Below are 15,399 nucleotides of genomic sequence, written 5' to 3' on the forward strand. Positions count from 1 at the left end.
AAAAAACCCATGTTTACTTCTCCTCGATTGTTTTAACGCCAAGCAACTGCCTGGCAAGTCCAGCCTGTCCATGTTCCGTACCCGCTTGCGATGCCACTTCCGCCTGGGCTGCCCTGATTTGCGTGATCGCCTCCTGCAGATTTTCAATCGCCAGCATGGCGGGCAAATGCGTCTTCTCCGCGGCAATCAGGGCTTTGGGCAAAGCCAGGCGCATCGCCGTGCGGATCTCGCGCCCTGATAAATGTTCCGACAAGGCAGCGCATTGCTGCGCGAGTGCATGACGGTCACCCGCAATGGGTATTCCAGGAAGTAGCATCCGCTGCCATAAACGCACGCGGGCGGCAATATCCGGCAAGGAAAAACGGATGTGGTGGGTTATTCTGCTGCGGAATGCAACATCGTAGTTCTTGGCGAAATTGGTGGCAAAAACAACGATACCGTCGAAACGCTCCAATTCGATCAGCAATGTGGAACGCATGGCATTGACTTCATTGTCGATGCCTTGCGTGACAGAGGAAAGCCGCTGTCCCAACAGGGTGTCTGCCTCATCAAAGAAAAGCAGCCCACCACAATCCTGTGCGGCTTGAAAGGCGATCTGGATATTTTTAGCGGTATCCCCCATATATTTACTCTCCAGATCGGCAATACTAATCTGAATAATAGGCAAACCCAGGGTTCCAGCCAGTCCTTCGGCCGCCAGTGTCTTCCCGGTTCCTGGCGGGCCATAAAAATTCAGTACCGAACTGCGTCCCAAGGGATCGACTTCCGCAAACCCCCATTCCACATATATTTTTTTGTGAAAACGTATTTTCGCAAGACACTCGTCAAATTGATTTTGAGTTTCCACCGACAGAATTACATCACGCAATGTAACCGCAGGTATGCGTGATGGAAATCGCGTCTCGGATATCGATTTTCGGTAGCCCGCTTCCGGCTCGGAGGCTATTACTGGTATTTCAGCATCGCCGACAATGGACTTTTTTTCACGCTGCATATTTTTCAAACAATCCTAAAATGATACCAATGTCACCTGGAGGAGAAATTCTTTAAAACCCGCAAATTATATTAAATACAAACACCAAACTGAAAGCAATAATTCAATTTCTTGATTCAATATACCAAGCACTGCGACAAACTATGTCGCGTCGCTGGTGAATTCCAAATCCGGGATGTCATCTGCCATGCCAATGCGGCATGAAGCGGGCAATACAGCAAGCCGCTGCTTATGCAGGCGAGGCATCTCAAGAATTTATTCGAGGCGAGAAAGATACTTCCGACGCATAAGCCATTAAAAACAGGCCAGGGGACGCGGATGCAATGGAGAATGAAAAGGAAGACGAATCGGCAGGCACAACGAAAAAACCGCTGGCCCTCTTGCGAGGAACCAGCGGCTTCGAATTGGTTGCGGGGACAGGATTTGAACCTGTGACCTTCGGGTTATGAGCCCGACGAGCTGCCAGACTGCTCCACCCCGCACAAGAATTATATACCAGATTGTTGCGGGGCGTAAAGGGCTTGATTTGACAATTGCATGCGTGCCGCGTGTGCAGGAATTCACCGTTGGCCAGCAATGAAAAAGCCGCTGATCTTTTGCAAGAATCAGCGGCTTTCCGGTATTGGTTGCGGGGACAGGATTTGAACCTGTGACCTTCGGGTTATGAGCCCGACGAGCTGCCAGACTGCTCCACCCCGCACAAGAATTATAAGGGCAAACGGGGAGCTTAGGCAATAGCTATCTCAAATTCAACCGTAATAGACCAATCTAATGAATGCGCGGGCGAGAGGATCGCCGGCCCAGCGTGCCTGCGCAGCTCGCCACGCGGTGCGCAATCGGTGTACAGTAAGCGTTACACCAGACACTCATTTTCCGAAGCCCGCCCATGAAATTCTGCTCCGAATGCGCCCATCCTGTCAGCCTGTCCATTCCGGAAGGCGACAACCGTCCCCGCTATGTGTGCGCCAACTGCGACGCCATCCATTACCAGAACCCGAAAATGGTGGTCGGCTCCATCCCCGTGTGGGAAGAGCATGGCCAGCTGCAGGTCTTGCTGTGCAAACGGGCCATCGAGCCGCGCCTCGGTTACTGGACCCTGCCGGCCGGCTTCATGGAAAACGATGAAACGACGTCCGACGCGGCCGAGCGCGAAACGGTGGAGGAAGCGGGCGCGAATATCGAACTGGGTCCCCTGTTCTCGCTGCTGAACGTGCAGCGCGTGCACCAGGTGCACCTGTTCTACCTGGCGCGCCTGCGCGACCTCGATTTCGCGCCCGGCATCGAAAGCCTGGACGTGCAGCTGTTTACTGAGGCGCAGATTCCCTGGGATGACCTGGCCTTCCCCACCATCCGCGCCACCCTGGAACTGTTCTTTGCCGACCGCGTGAAAATCCGCGAAGGCGGCAGCTACGGCGTGCATACGGGCGACATCACGCGCCCGATGGCGCGCGCCGATGCCGAGTAAGTTCCATCCAACCGCCACCTCTCACGCCGCATGATTCCCTGGCTCGACATCCACACCCCGTTCCCCGACGTCTCGCGCGCGCTGACCGACGAAGCGCCCGGCCTGCTGGCGGCCGGCGCCGACCTGTCGCCCGCGCGCCTGCTCGACGCCTACCGGCGCGGCATCTTCCCCTGGTTTTCCGAAGGCCAGCCTATTTTGTGGTGGAGCACCGACCCGCGCATGGTGCTGATGACGGAGCATTTCAAAGTGTCCGACAGCCTGGCCAAGGCGATCCGCAAGGTCGAGCGCAGCGCCGCCACGGATGGTCGCTGGCAGCTGCGCTTCGACGGCGATTTCGAGGCCGTCATGCGCGCCTGCGCGGCGCCGCGCAAGGATGGCCCGGGCACCTGGATTTCGGACGAGATCATCGCCGGCTACACAGGCTTGCACAAGCTGGGCTATGCGCATTCGTCGGAACTGTGGCTCGACGGGGAACTGGTGGGCGGCGCGTATGGCGTGTCGATCGGGCGCATGTTCTACGGCGAATCGATGTTCGCACGGGTGACGGATGGCTCGAAGATCGCGCTGGCGCAGCTGGTGCGCTTTTTGCAGGCGCGCGGCGTGACCATGATTGACTGTCAGCAAGAAACGAAGCACCTGGCCTCGCTGGGCGCGGCGCCCATTTCGCGCGCGCGCTTCCTGGCCCATGTGCGCAGCGCCATTGAAGCAACGCAAATCACGGATTGGCAAGCTGCGCCAGCGGCATAAAAAAGCTATGATAGCTTCACGCAGACTTCCATTGCCGCGGACAGACCAGACAGGATCAGCATGACGCACCTGAACGAACTACCGTTTGCCACCCTGCAGTTCTACACGACGGCACCGTATCCGTGCAGCTACCTGGACGACCGCCAGGCCCGCTCGCAGGTGGCCACGCCTTCGCACCTGATCAACAGCGACGTGTATTCGGAACTGGTGCGCAACGGCTTTCGCCGCAGCGGCATTTTTACCTACCGCCCGTATTGCGACGGCTGCCAGGCCTGCATCCCCGTGCGCGTCGTGACGGGCGAGTTCACCCCGAACCGCAACCAGCGCCGCGCCTGGAGCCGCCACGCCGGCCTGCAGGCGGGCGTGGCCACCCTGTCCTTCCTCGACGAGCACTACGAACTGTACCTGCGCTACCAGAGCACGCGCCACGCGGGCGGCGGCATGGACCAGGACAGCCGCGACCAGTATGCGCAATTCCTGCTGCAAAGCCGGGTCAACACGCGCCTGGTGGAGTTCCGCGATACAGAAGGCATCCTGCGCATGGTCAGCATCATCGACGTGCTGGCCGACGGCCTGTCGTCCGTCTACACTTTTTTTGACCCCGACGTGCCGGGCGCCTCGTACGGCACCTACAACGTGCTGTGGCAAATCACCCAGGCGCGCGAACTGGGCCTGCCCTACATCTACCTCGGTTACTGGATCGAGCAGAGCCCGAAGATGGCGTATAAAATCAACTTCAAGCCGCTGGAAGCCAGAATCAAAGGACAATGGGTGGTGATGTAAAACCAAGCGCATGTCGCTGGGAGGGCAGCTGGTAGGTCGGATTAGCGCGCAAGCGCGTAATCCGACACCACCGGCGGCGCCAACAATATTGTCGGATTACGCTCCGCTAATCCGACCTACTCTTTCACTTGCTCTTGTCCGGAAACGCCGGACGGGCAGGCCGCGCAGGCGGGTTCTTCGCCAGTTCGGCCTGTATCACCTCGATCGCTTTTTCCAGCTGCGGATCGCGGCCCGCGATGACGTCGGCCGGCGTTTGCTCGACTTCGATATCGGGCGGCACGCCTTCGTTTTCCACACCCCAGCCATTCTCTCGCGTCCAGAACGCCAGGTTCGGCGCCGTGATGAAGCCGCCATCCATCAGCACGGGAAAGCCGAGGACGCCCACCAGGCCACCCCACGTCGCCTTGCCGATCAGCGGGCCCATGTTATTTTTGCGGAACATCCACGGCAGCAGGTCGCCGCCCGAACCGGCAGTCTCGTCGATCAGCATGGCACGCGGGCCCTGGATCGACGCGGACGGCGTCTTCATGTCGGCGCCATAGCGCATGGTCCACCAGGCGATTTCCTTCTTCTGCAGGATCTCGATGTAGTAATCGGCCACGCTGCCGCCGCCATTGAAACGCTCGTCGACGATGATGGCCTGCTTGTCCGCCTGCGGGAAGAAATAGCGCTTGAAGTAGGTGTGGCCCAGGCCCGCCGTATTGGGCACGTACACGTACGCCACCTTGCCGCCGGTCGCCGCATTGACCTTGCGCATATTGCCTTCGATCCAGTCGCGGTTGCGCAAGGCATCCTCGGCCGGCACCGGCACGACGGTGATGGTGCGCGCGCCCTTGCCGTCGGCCGATGGCCCCACGGTCAGGTCGATGGCCTTGCCGGCCGTGTTCTCGAAGGCGCTGTAGATATTCGTCGGCGGCAGCAAAGGACGGCTGTCGACGGCCAGCAGGTATTCGCCCGCCTTGACGTTCAGGCCAGGCTCCGTCAGCGGCGCGCGCAGGGCCGGATTCCAGTTCAAGCCGCCATACACTTTCTTGAAGCGGTAATGACCGTCGCTCACTTCATAGTCGGCGCCCAAGAGTCCACCCGGCACTTTCTTCGCCTCGATAAAATCATCGCCGCCGCCGCCGCGATGGTGGCCCACGGCCAGTTCGCTGCACATCCACTGGATCAGGCGGTTCAGGTCCGCGCGGCTGGACAGCTCGGGCAGGAACACGGCGTACTTGTCGCGCATGGCTTTCCAGTCCACGCCATGCATGCCAGGGTCATAAAAATAATCGCGGTTGATGCGCCACACCTCATTGAAAATCTGCGTCCATTCGGCGCGCGGATCGGCTTTTATTTCGATGGCGTCGACCTTGATCTTGCCTTCGCCGGACGCCAGCAGCTTGCCCGTGGCGGACCCCATGGCCCAGTTATCCTTCTGGCGGTACAGGAGCTTCTTGCCATCGGCCGACACTTCGAAATCGTCCGCTTCCGCCACCACGGTTTCCGCCTTGCGCTCCTTCAGGTCGAAGCGCTGCACGGCCTTCTTGCCATCGCTTTCGCGCAGCAAAAAGATCTGCCCCGCAGCGCCGGCGGTCAGGCTGGAAAACTGCGCGGCCGGCAGCGGCAGGTCGACGATGCGCGTGGCGATGCCGTCGAAATCGATGTGGATCGGCGCCACGGGCGCCACGACTACTTTCGGGTCGTCGCGGCCCGTCTTCGGATCGATCTTCGTTTCGTTCTTCGGCTCCGCTTCCGCCTTCGCCGTGTCCTTCTTGCTCTCCGCGCTGGCGGCCTTTTCCTCGTCGCTTTCCTTGATCAGGGGCGATGGCAGGTCGCGCCGCAGCACGGCCATCCACACGGTGCGCGTCACCAGGTTGTCTTCATTCTGCTGCGAGAACCAGTTGTTGCTGGGCCCCGCATTGGTGGAGGCGAAGAAGTACAGGTATTTGCCGCTCTTGTCGAACACGGGCTGGGCCACGTCGGACAAGCCATCGGTCACGGGCATCGACTTGTTCTGCTCGACGGAATAGATATACGCGCTGCGCGTGTAGGTGGGTGAATTGAGCGTGTAGGCCAGCCAGCGCGAATCGGGCGCCCACGAGGCGCGCATGCTTTTGTCGACGCCATACATCGGCTCCGTGGCGATTTTCTGCACCTTGCCCGTGCCGACGTCGATCACGTACATGCTCCAGCCATTGTCGGCAAACGCGATCTTCTTGCTGTCGGGCGACCAGACGGCGTTGTCATAGAAGCCGCTGCCATTGAGCTTGAGCTTTTTCACGGCACCCTTGCCATCCTGCGCCCGCACATGCACTTCATATTCTCCCGACTCGTCCGAGAAATACGCGACCGAGCGGCCGTCGGGCGACCAGATCGGCGTGCGCTCGTGGGCGCCGGCCGTCTGCGTCAGGTTGCGCACGTCGCCCTTGTCGGCGGGGATGGTGACGATCTCGCCCCGGTACTCGAAGGCGATGCGCGCGCCCGACGGTGAAATCGATGCGTCGCGGATGTATTTCGCGTTCTTGACCCAGCGGGGGCGCGTTTGCCCCAGGTCGCTGGCCACGGCGATCGTCAATTTTTGCGCCTGGCCGCTGACGATGTCGAACGCATGCAGATAGCCGGCCTGCTCGTAGACGATGGTGCCGTTCGCGGCCGACGCGTTCAACACGGGGAAATCCGCATGCCGCGTCAGCTGGCGCACGGCTTTCGTCTTGACGTCATACGCAAACAGATTGAATTCGCCGTTGCGGTCGGAGCGGAAGTAGACGGTGTCGCCTATCCACATCGGATCGACGTCGTTCGAGCGCGTCGCCGGCTGGGGGATTTTTTCAATCGATTTGTCGCTGGACGAAAACAGCCACAGCCATGAATTGGTGCCCCCCCGGTAGCGCTTCCACTGCTTGAAGGCGGGCGCCAGCGGGTTGTACGCGATGCGCTTGCCATCGGGCGAATACATGGCGCGCGAGGCGTTCGGGATTTCCAGCTGCGTTTCCACGCCGCCCGCCACCGGCACCGTAAACAGCTTCTGGAAGCGGTTGTTGAAGGCGGCGCGCGGCGAGGTGAACATCACGGCCTGGCCATCGGGCGTGAACGACTGCGCCAGGTCCACTCCGGGGTGGAAGGTCAGGCGGCGCGGCACGCCGCCGGCCGCCGCGATCACATACACGTCGACATTGCCATCGATGTTGGCGCTATACGCGATCAGGCTGCCGTCGGGCGAAAACACAGGGTTGGACTTGTCGCCCAAGTCGGACGTCAGGCGCCGCGCGCCGCCGCCATCGAGGTTGGACAGCCACAAATCGCCGGCATAGATGAAGGCGATGTGGCGGCTGGAGACGGCCGGTTCGCTCAGCATGCGGGTGTCTTGCGTATTGGGCAGTGCCAGGGCCGGGTGGCTCAGCAGCAGTGCGCTGGCGGCCGCGATGGCGGTCAGGATGCGTGTCTTTTTCAATCGATGTCTCGCTTATAAGGTAAAGAGAACAGGGAAGAAACAGGAAAGTCCAAGGCCCGATGCTGATTATCAAGGGATTAATATTGCACTAGACCAACAAGAACTATACACCCGGCAGCCGCGTGGAACACGGTAAAATACGGCACTTATTTCGCGCGCCGCCAGCCCTTCCCGGCGCCACGCACACCTACTCAAAGCGCCCCATGTCTGAAAAATTCCTGTACTCCCTCGCCCGCCCGCTGCTGTTCTCGATGGATGCCGAAGCGGCCCACCATCTCACCCTGCCCGCCCTGAAACGCGCCAGCGCGCTGGGCCTGACGAAGCTGGCCGGCAAGCCTGCGCTTGATCCGCGCACGGTGATGGGCATCACCTTCCCGAATCCCGTGGGCCTGGCCGCCGGTCTGGACAAGGATGGCGCCTACATCGACGCGCTGGCCGACCTGGGTTTCGGCTCCATCGAAGTGGGTACCGTCACGCCGCGCGCGCAGGCGGGCAATCCGAAACCGCGCATGTTCCGCCTGCCGCAGGCGCAGGGCATCATCAACCGCATGGGTTTCAATAATGGCGGCGTGGACGCCTTTGTCGCCAACGTGCAGGCGTCCAAGTTTTACCAGAACCGCGCCGGCGTGCTGGGCCTGAACATCGGCAAGAATGCCGACACGCCCATCGAACGGGCGGCTGACGACTACCTGCTGTGCCTGGAAAAAGTCTACCCGTACGCCAGCTATGTGACGGTGAACATCTCGTCGCCGAACACGAAGAATTTGCGCCAGCTGCAGGGCGCGTCGGAACTCGACGCCCTGCTGTCGCAGCTCAAGGAAGCCCAAGCGCGCCTGGCGGACAAGCACAAGCGCTACGTGCCGCTGGCCCTGAAAATCGCCCCGGACATGGATGGCGAACAAGTGAAAAGCATCGCCGAGTCGCTCACGCGCCACAAGATTGACGGCGTCATCGCCACCAACACGACCCTGTCGCGCAGCGCCGTCGAAGGCATGCCGCACGGCGCCGAAGCGGGTGGATTGTCCGGCGCGCCCGTGTTCGAACTGTCGAACAATGTCATCCGCCTGCTGAAGGCGGAACTGGGCGACGCGCTGCCCATCATCGGCGTGGGCGGCATCATGCAGGGCAAGGATGCCGTGGCCAAGTTCGAGGCGGGCGCACAGCTGGTGCAGCTGTACAGCGGCCTGATTTACGCCGGTCCGGCGCTGATCAAGGATTGCGCCCGCGCGCTGCGCGGCAAACAGGCGAAATGATCAACAAGGTCAAACTGGGTGCCAGCAGCCTGGAAGTGAGCCGGATCTGCCTGGGCACGATGACGTTCGGCGAGCAAAATAGCGAAGCCGAAGCGCACAGCCAGCTCGATTACGCGCTGGAACGGGGCATCAACTTCATCGACACGGCCGAGATGTATCCGGTGATGGCCAGCGCGCAAACGCAGGGCAGCACGGAGCGTTACATTGGCAGCTGGCTGAAGAAAAGCGGCAAGCGCAGCCAGATCGTGCTGGCCAGCAAGGTGGCCGGGCCGAATTCGCGCATGCACTGGATACGCAAGGGCAAGACGGATCACGACGCGGCCAACATCCGCGCCGCCGTCGAAGACAGCCTGCGCCGGCTGCAGACGGAGCACATCGACCTGTACCAGTTACACTGGCCCAGCCGCAACCTGCCCATCTTCGGCGCCAGCGTCTACAACCCGCGCAAGGAACACGCCTCGGTCGCCATCGAAGACACCCTGGCCGTGCTGGGCAAGCTGGTCGAGGAAGGCAAGATTGGCCACATCGGCGTGTCGAACGAATCGTCGTGGGGCGTGTGCGAATACATCAAGCAGGCGCAGCTGAAAGGCTTGCCGCGCATCGTCTCCATCCAGAACCTGTACAACCTGACGGCGCGCCATTTCGAGACGAGTTTGCTCGACGAAACGTGCCACCGGGAAAATGTGGGCTTGCTCGCCTACAGCCCGCTGGCGTTCGGCCAGCTGACCGCGAAATACCTCGACGATCCGCAAGCCAGGGGCCGTTTGACGATTTTCCCGCCCGGCTGGAGTCCCCGTTACGTGCGCCCCGCTACCATCGCGGCAGCCGGCCAGTATGCGGCGCTGGCCCGCGCGCACGGCTTGACGCCGGCGCAACTGGCGCTGGCCTGGTGCTACTCGCGCTGGTTCGTGGCCTCGACCATCATCGGCGCCACCAGCGTGGCGCAGCTGCAGCAAAATATCGACGCCCATCAAGTTACGCTGTCGCCAGACCTCGTGGCGGCCGTCGACGCCATCCACGCCAGCCTGCCCAATCCAGGGCAATAGGCGCACTCCGTCTGGCGGCGCATGCCGCCGCCAGGCTCCCCACTCTGATCCAGATAGTCGTATTTATACAACAGCTGGCAATTTACTGCTGTGCAGCATTGCGGCCTGGCCATGCCCGGTCGTATGCTGGAAACGAGGCCATATGCGCTACCCGCGCCATTTGGACGTGTATCAGACATTTATTGCATATCGATAGACAGAACGATTCGTAAGCACGCCACAGACCCACTGTTACTCTGATGTCATCACCGGACCGCCCTGGTTCGCGCATCCACCAACCGAAGAGATATCGTCGATGAGTTCAAGCACCGCCCGCTCCCAGATTCCCGCCCTGCCCGTGAAAACCGTTATCGCCGCCAGCCTGATCGCCTGCTTCAGCCTGCCCATGCACGCGCAAGCGCAGCAAGAGCTGCCGGCCGAAGGTGAATTGCAATCGGTGGTCGTCACCGGCACCTTCGCCAAAAACCGCCGCACCATCGATTCCGAATCGCCGATCGACATCCTCACTTCGCGCGACCTGCAAAGCACGGGTTCGGCCGAACTGGCCACCGTGCTGGCACGCCTGCTGCCATCGATGAACTTCCCCCGTCCGACGGGCGCCGATGGCAGCGATGCCGTGCGCCCTGCCCAGCTGCGCGGCCTGTCGCCCGACCAGACGCTGGTGCTGGTGAACGGCAAGCGCCGCTACACCTCGGCCGTGGTCAACGTCAACGGTACTCTGGGCCGCGGTTCGGCGCCGGTCGACCTGAACGCTATTCCCCTGGCCGCCATCGACCACGTGGAAGTGCTGCGCGATGGCGCGGCGGCCCAGTACGGTTCCGATGCGATTGCCGGCGTGATCAACATCATCCTGAAAAAAGGCGCGGCCGGCGGCGACATCGAAGTGGGCTATGGCCAGACGCAGGAACGCGACGGCAAGCAAAAATCCATCAAAGGCTCGGCCGGCTTCGCCCTGGGCGACGATGGCTGGGTGCGCGTCTCGGCAGAAGTGGCCGATCGCGGTCCGACCAACCGTGCCGGCCGCGATTTCAGCAACCCGCTGGAACCACGCTATGGCCAGGTCAACCTGCGCTACGGCGATGCCGAGAGCAAACCGGCCACCGTCTTCATCAACAGCGAATACCATCTCGGCGACAACCTGGACTGGTATGCCTTCGGCGGCTACGGCCAGCGCGACACCTCGGCTGGCGCCACCTGGCGCGCAGGCCTGGTGAAGGACAAAAATGGACAATACGTCACGCGCTCGTCGATCTTCCCAGAAGGCTTCTTGCCGATCCAGAACAGTACCCTGACCGACCAGTCGCTGGTAACCGGCTTGCGCGGCGAGGCGGCCGGCTGGCGCTGGGATGCCAGCCTGAATTACGGCAGCAACAAGTTCAAGCTGGATCTCGACAATACCGTCAATTTCGACCTGGCCGCCGCCAGCCCCACGCATTTCTATGTGGGCTCGCTGAAAAATGAACAGACCGTCCTGAATCTCGACGCGGCGCGTGAATTCCCCGTCGCTTACTTTACGGGGCCGCTGACTGTGGCCGTGGGCGCCGAAGCGCGCCATGAAAAATACACGATCGGTGCTGGCGAGCAAGCATCGTATACCGGTACCGGTTCGCAGGGCTTTGCCGGCTTCCGCCCCGAAAACGCGGGTAGCCACAGCCGCCACAATGAATCGATCTACATCAACCTGGAAGCGGAAGCGACGAAAAAACTGTCCGGTGGCGTGGCCCTGCGGCATGAGCGCTACAGTGATTTCGGCAGCACCACCTCGGCCAAGGGTTCGGCCCGCTATGCCTTCACGGACGCCCTGTCCCTGCGCGGCACCGTGTCGAGCGGCTTCCGCGCGCCATCGCTGGCGCAGCAGTACTACACCATCACCACCACCAACTTCCAGGTCATCAATGGCACGAATACGGCCATCGAAACGGGCACCTTTGCCGTCAACACGCCACAGGCACGCGCCCTGGGCGCACAAGACCTGAAGGCGGAGAAAGCGCGCAACTACAGCCTGGGCCTGCAGTTCCAGCCCACCCGCAACTTCACGACGACGATCGACGCCTACCGCATCGACATTGATGACCGCATCCTGTTTTCCTCCAATCTGATACTCAGCACTACTTTGAAAAACATCCTGGCCGCGCAGGGCACGCCAGTGGGCGCGGGACGCTATTTCACCAACGCCGTCGATACGCGCACGGAAGGCGTGGACATCGTCAGCACCTATCGCATCGACTTGCAGGACAAGGATCGCCTTGACCTGACCGTGGCCTACAACCACAACAAGACCTCGGTGCAGAAAGTGGCGGACAATCCAGCCATCCTGACGGCCAACAACCTGAAACTGATCGACCGCCAGACCATCCAGCGCGCTACAGTCGGTTCGCCGAAAGACAAGTTCAGCCTGGCCGCCGACTACAGCTTCGGCATCTGGAATGCGCACGGCGTCGTGACGCGCTACGGCAGTTTCATCGTGCCGCAAAACAATGCCCTGCAAGACCAGCACTACGATCCGCAATGGGTGCTGGACGTGTCCGGTTCCGTAAAACTGGGCAAGAACTGGCGCCTGGTGGCCGGTATCGACAACGTCACCAACCGCTATCCTGACCAGATCACCAGCGTGGGTAACCTCAACAATGGCGGCACCCAGCCGTACAGCGGCTTCGCGCCGAACGGCTTCAACGGCCGTTACTACTACGCCAAGGCTGGCTATAGCTGGTAAATGGCAGGCTGGCTCGGCAGGCAAAGCCGTTACACTGGTCTTTGGCTGGGTATGTCTCGTGCAGCCCAGCCAAAGACCAGTGGCTACTTAGCCGGTGTTGCAGGCGGTGCTTGCTGCGCTTTGGCATGTTCGATGGCAACTTGATGTGTCTGCTCCTGTTGCCGCGTCTGCATCAGCGCCTGCGCTTGTGCCTCGCTATTTTTGACCGCCAGCTCGGTGCGCACCAGTTGTGCTTCTTTGGCTGCCATCTTGACTGCCGCGGTTTGTTGTTGCTGTGCTATCTGTACTTCGACAAAGGCCTTGGTGAGTTCGCTGAACAGCACCTTGACATCACCACTCTGGATGGCGCCATTCAAATGATACTGACACAAGGCATAGACGCCGGTACGGTAGGCGTCGAGTGCGGCAGTCCTGTCAGCGAGGACGCTCACTGTCGTTTCGAACTCATCGTCAAACTCGGCATTGCCACGGACGCCAGCTTTGCCAGTCACATCCAGCTTGCCGTTCAGGGCGGCCTCGATACCATTGGCCGTATCGGGCGGCGGCTCCGCGCAGAAACGCGTCTGACGCTTGATAACAGCATTGTTGGCATCCACGCCGAGGTTTTCCTCGGTGACAAAGATGACTGTTCGCCTATCGGCAGACAGTGAAAAGACGCCCGGCATTTTATCCACGCTATCTTCCACTACCGGGCGATTGAATAGCGTTCCCAATTGAGATGCACAGCCGCAGAGCAATAGGGAAATGCCTCCAAGAAGCATAAATTTGAGCATGTTCGTCCCCACGATTGAGATCATGAAAGCTATCTGTGCTGCGAATGAAAAGAGTCAGCAAGAACCGGTTTCAGTCCAGACTAGCACCTGGCGACCCAGCCAGGCAGTGATGTTGCTGGAGTCTGCGCTTCATCAAGCTTCCATACACAGCAATTGCTCTCCTGAAAAACCATACAAGCTATTGAGAACGACCCCGCTGTGCAAACTGGGAGCACGGATGAGAAAACGCCGGCCAGGCCGACGGGCAATCAGCTACCATGGGGGTTCTTCCACTCCAATGACGGATCACCATGCCCAGCTGGCACCTGGCCGACGCTGCCGAACTGGCGGCGCGCCATCCCTACACTTTCTATAAATCGCCGCCCAAGGCCATCGCCCAGGTGCGCCCCGGCGAGGTGGTCAAGCTGATCTTCGCCTTCCACAGCGACGATCCGCAAGCGCCGGGCGCCGAGCGCATGTGGGTGCTGGTCGACACGGTCGAGCCGCATGGCCACTTCACCGGCAAGCTCGATAACATGCCCGGCTACATCGCCGATTTACAGGCCAAAGACCCCATCGCCTTCGATGCGCGCCACATCATCAATACGCAGCACGACGATGACGACAACCTCGTCAACCGCTACGCCGGCCTGTGCTTCGTGACGAAAAGAGTGCTGGAAGACGGTGCGCCCGTCGGTTATCTGTATCGCGAGGAGCCGGACAACGGCGACGACAGCGGCTGGCGCTTCACGGCCAACGACGAGAGCGATGACTACATCAACGACAGCGCCAACGTGGCCCTCGTGTCGCTGGGCGCCGTGCTCAGCGTGGATGACCGTTTTATCGCGCTGCTCGATGCACCTGCCGGCGCGGCCTATGCCTTCGACCACAACACGCAACAATTCGTGGCGGTGGACGAATGACAACTGATGAATTGAAGGATTTTTGCGCGGCCCTGCCCGGCGCGCAAGCCGTGCTGTACGGCCCGCCGTCGAATATCCTCGTGTTTGAAGTGAGCGGCAAGAAATTTGCCTATTTCAAGACCAGCGCGCCCGAGCAGTGGCGCTTCAGCCTGCGGGTCAGCGCCGAGCGTTTTATCGAGCTGACGGATATGCCCGGCGTGAAACCGGCCCGCTACATGGGCCGCTTCCACTGGGTGACCATCGTCAACGTGGCGCGCTTCCCCGCCGATTACCTGGCGGAACTGGTGCAAGATAGCTACGCGCGCACCGTGGCCAGCCTGACGCGCGCGCAAAAGGCAGCCATCGCCTAGAGCGCGTCCTCTCCCGCCATAGCGCGGTCGATGTCTTCGCGCGTCAGGTCCGGCGCCAGTTGCAGGATGAACTCATAGGCGTAGGCGCGCAGGTAGGCGCCGCGGCGCACGGCCAGGCGCGTCGTGTTGGTGGCGAACAGGTGCGACGCTTCCACGGCCCGCAGGCCCTTGTCGCGGCCATGGTCGAAGGCCATCGAAGCCACAATGCCCACGCCCAGGCCCAGCGCCACGTATTGCTTGATGACGTCGGAATCCATGGCCGTGAGGATGATGTCGGTCGCCACACCGGCCTTGGCGAACGCGTCGTCGATATGGCCGCGCCCCGTGAAACCCTTGTCGTAGGTAATCAAAGGATATTTCGCCAGGTCTTCCAGGCGGATCGGCGAGTGTTCGAGCAGCGGATGACCGTCCGGCACGACGATCAAATGGCTCCAGCGGTAACACGGGAACGACACGAGGTCGGGGAACTGGCTCAAGCCTTCCGTGGCGATGCCGATATCGGTCTTGCCCGACAACACCCATTCCGCGATGTGTTCGGGCGCGCTTTGTTGTAGCGCAATACGCACGTCGGGGAAGGCGGCGCGGAAACTTTGCACCACTTTCGGCAGCGCATAGCGGGCCTGCGTGTGCGTGGCCGCCACGGACAAGGTCCCGCTGGTCTGGCCGCTGTATTCGAGGCTGGCCTGCTGCAGGTTTTCCGCCTCGATCAAGAGGCGGTCGACGATCTTCAAAATGCCCTTGCCCGGCTCCGTCAAGCCCGTCAAACGCTTGCCGTTGCGCTCGAAAATCACCACGCCCAGCTCGTCCTCGAGTTCGCGGATTTGCCGGCTCACGCCCGGCTGCGACGTGAACAGGGCGTTGGCCACTTCCGTCAGGTTATAGCCGCGGCGGGCCGCTTCGCGGATCGAGCGCAGTTGTTGAAAATTCATAGTGTTCC

At 61.1% G+C, this 15,399-nt stretch carries 12 protein-coding genes and 2 tRNA genes; 8 read left to right on the forward strand and 6 right to left on the reverse strand.

Annotation, left to right across the window (positions count from 1 at the left end; genetic code table 11):
- Positions 1 to 13: 13 nt before the first annotated feature.
- From KO539_RS04975 to KO539_RS04985, 3 genes are all read right to left on the reverse strand, one after another.
- Positions 14 to 994, reverse strand: coding sequence for an ATP-binding protein (locus tag KO539_RS04975; protein ID WP_219307628.1), 981 nt, complete (start codon positions 992 to 994; stop codon positions 14 to 16).
- A 405-nt stretch (positions 995 to 1,399) separates the two neighbouring features.
- Positions 1,400 to 1,476, reverse strand: a tRNA-Met gene (locus tag KO539_RS04980).
- A 141-nt stretch (positions 1,477 to 1,617) separates the two neighbouring features.
- A tRNA-Met gene (locus tag KO539_RS04985) sits at positions 1,618 to 1,694 on the reverse strand.
- A 186-nt stretch (positions 1,695 to 1,880) separates the two neighbouring features.
- Here KO539_RS04985 and KO539_RS04990 point away from each other — a divergent pair.
- From KO539_RS04990 to KO539_RS05000, 3 genes are read left to right on the forward strand one after another with little or no spacing between them, the layout of a single operon-like run.
- Positions 1,881 to 2,459 (forward strand): NUDIX hydrolase, encoded by a 579-nt coding sequence (locus KO539_RS04990; protein WP_219307630.1) that lies wholly within the window; start codon positions 1,881 to 1,883, stop codon positions 2,457 to 2,459.
- 30 nt (positions 2,460 to 2,489) lie between these two features.
- On the forward strand, positions 2,490 to 3,206 hold the full coding sequence (aat, locus tag KO539_RS04995) for a leucyl/phenylalanyl-tRNA--protein transferase (RefSeq protein WP_099402950.1): 717 nt from the start codon (positions 2,490 to 2,492) through the stop codon (positions 3,204 to 3,206).
- Between the two features lie 60 nt (positions 3,207 to 3,266).
- On the forward strand, positions 3,267 to 3,989 hold the full coding sequence (locus KO539_RS05000) for an arginyltransferase (protein ID WP_219307632.1): 723 nt from the start codon (positions 3,267 to 3,269) through the stop codon (positions 3,987 to 3,989).
- A gap of 124 nt (positions 3,990 to 4,113) precedes the next feature.
- On the opposite strand, the gene KO539_RS05005 is transcribed toward KO539_RS05000, so the two are convergent.
- A complete protein-coding gene (locus KO539_RS05005; RefSeq protein WP_219307634.1) occupies positions 4,114 to 7,425 on the reverse strand; it encodes a S41 family peptidase in 3,312 nt (1,103 codons plus the stop codon).
- A 203-nt stretch (positions 7,426 to 7,628) separates the two neighbouring features.
- Between KO539_RS05005 and KO539_RS05010 the strand changes: the two genes are divergently transcribed.
- The 3 genes from KO539_RS05010 to KO539_RS05020 all read left to right on the forward strand — a co-directional run bounded on the left by KO539_RS05010 (position 7,629) and on the right by KO539_RS05020 (position 12,437).
- Positions 7,629 to 8,678, forward strand: coding sequence for a quinone-dependent dihydroorotate dehydrogenase (locus KO539_RS05010; protein ID WP_219307635.1), 1,050 nt, complete (start codon positions 7,629 to 7,631; stop codon positions 8,676 to 8,678).
- Positions 8,678 to 9,724 (forward strand): aldo/keto reductase, encoded by a 1,047-nt coding sequence (locus KO539_RS05015; RefSeq protein WP_219308606.1) that lies wholly within the window; start codon positions 8,678 to 8,680, stop codon positions 9,722 to 9,724. The genes KO539_RS05010 and KO539_RS05015 overlap by 1 nt, the downstream gene beginning before the upstream one ends.
- Positions 9,725 to 10,019: 295 nt before the next feature.
- Positions 10,020 to 12,437: a TonB-dependent siderophore receptor gene (locus KO539_RS05020; protein WP_219307636.1), complete on the forward strand. Its 2,418-nt coding sequence runs from the start codon at positions 10,020 to 10,022 to the stop codon at positions 12,435 to 12,437.
- 83 nt (positions 12,438 to 12,520) lie between these two features.
- On the opposite strand, the gene KO539_RS05025 is transcribed toward KO539_RS05020, so the two are convergent.
- Positions 12,521 to 13,210, reverse strand: a complete 690-nt coding sequence (locus KO539_RS05025) for a hypothetical protein (RefSeq protein ID WP_035821517.1) — start codon at positions 13,208 to 13,210, stop codon at positions 12,521 to 12,523.
- 290 nt (positions 13,211 to 13,500) lie between these two features.
- Between KO539_RS05025 and KO539_RS30105 the strand changes: the two genes are divergently transcribed.
- Together KO539_RS30105 and KO539_RS05035 are read left to right on the forward strand one after the other, a co-directional pair.
- Positions 13,501 to 14,112 carry a DUF2185 domain-containing protein gene (locus tag KO539_RS30105; RefSeq protein WP_257626106.1) on the forward strand — a complete coding sequence of 204 codons (612 nt, stop codon included), beginning with the start codon at positions 13,501 to 13,503 and terminating at the stop codon, positions 14,110 to 14,112.
- A complete protein-coding gene (locus tag KO539_RS05035) occupies positions 14,109 to 14,462 on the forward strand; it encodes an MmcQ/YjbR family DNA-binding protein (RefSeq protein WP_219307637.1) in 354 nt (117 codons plus the stop codon). Before KO539_RS30105 ends, KO539_RS05035 begins: the two co-directional genes overlap by 4 nt.
- Here KO539_RS05035 and KO539_RS05040 read toward each other — a convergent pair.
- Entirely contained in the window at positions 14,459 to 15,391 is a 933-nt protein-coding gene (locus tag KO539_RS05040; RefSeq protein WP_070256667.1) for a CysB family HTH-type transcriptional regulator, read from the reverse strand. The genes KO539_RS05035 and KO539_RS05040 overlap by 4 nt on opposite strands.
- Positions 15,392 to 15,399 lie beyond the last annotated feature (8 nt).

Origin of the sequence: Janthinobacterium sp. NKUCC06_STL (assembly GCF_019345455.1) — a bacterium.
Classification (GTDB): domain Bacteria; phylum Pseudomonadota; class Gammaproteobacteria; order Burkholderiales; family Burkholderiaceae_D; genus Janthinobacterium; species Janthinobacterium rivuli.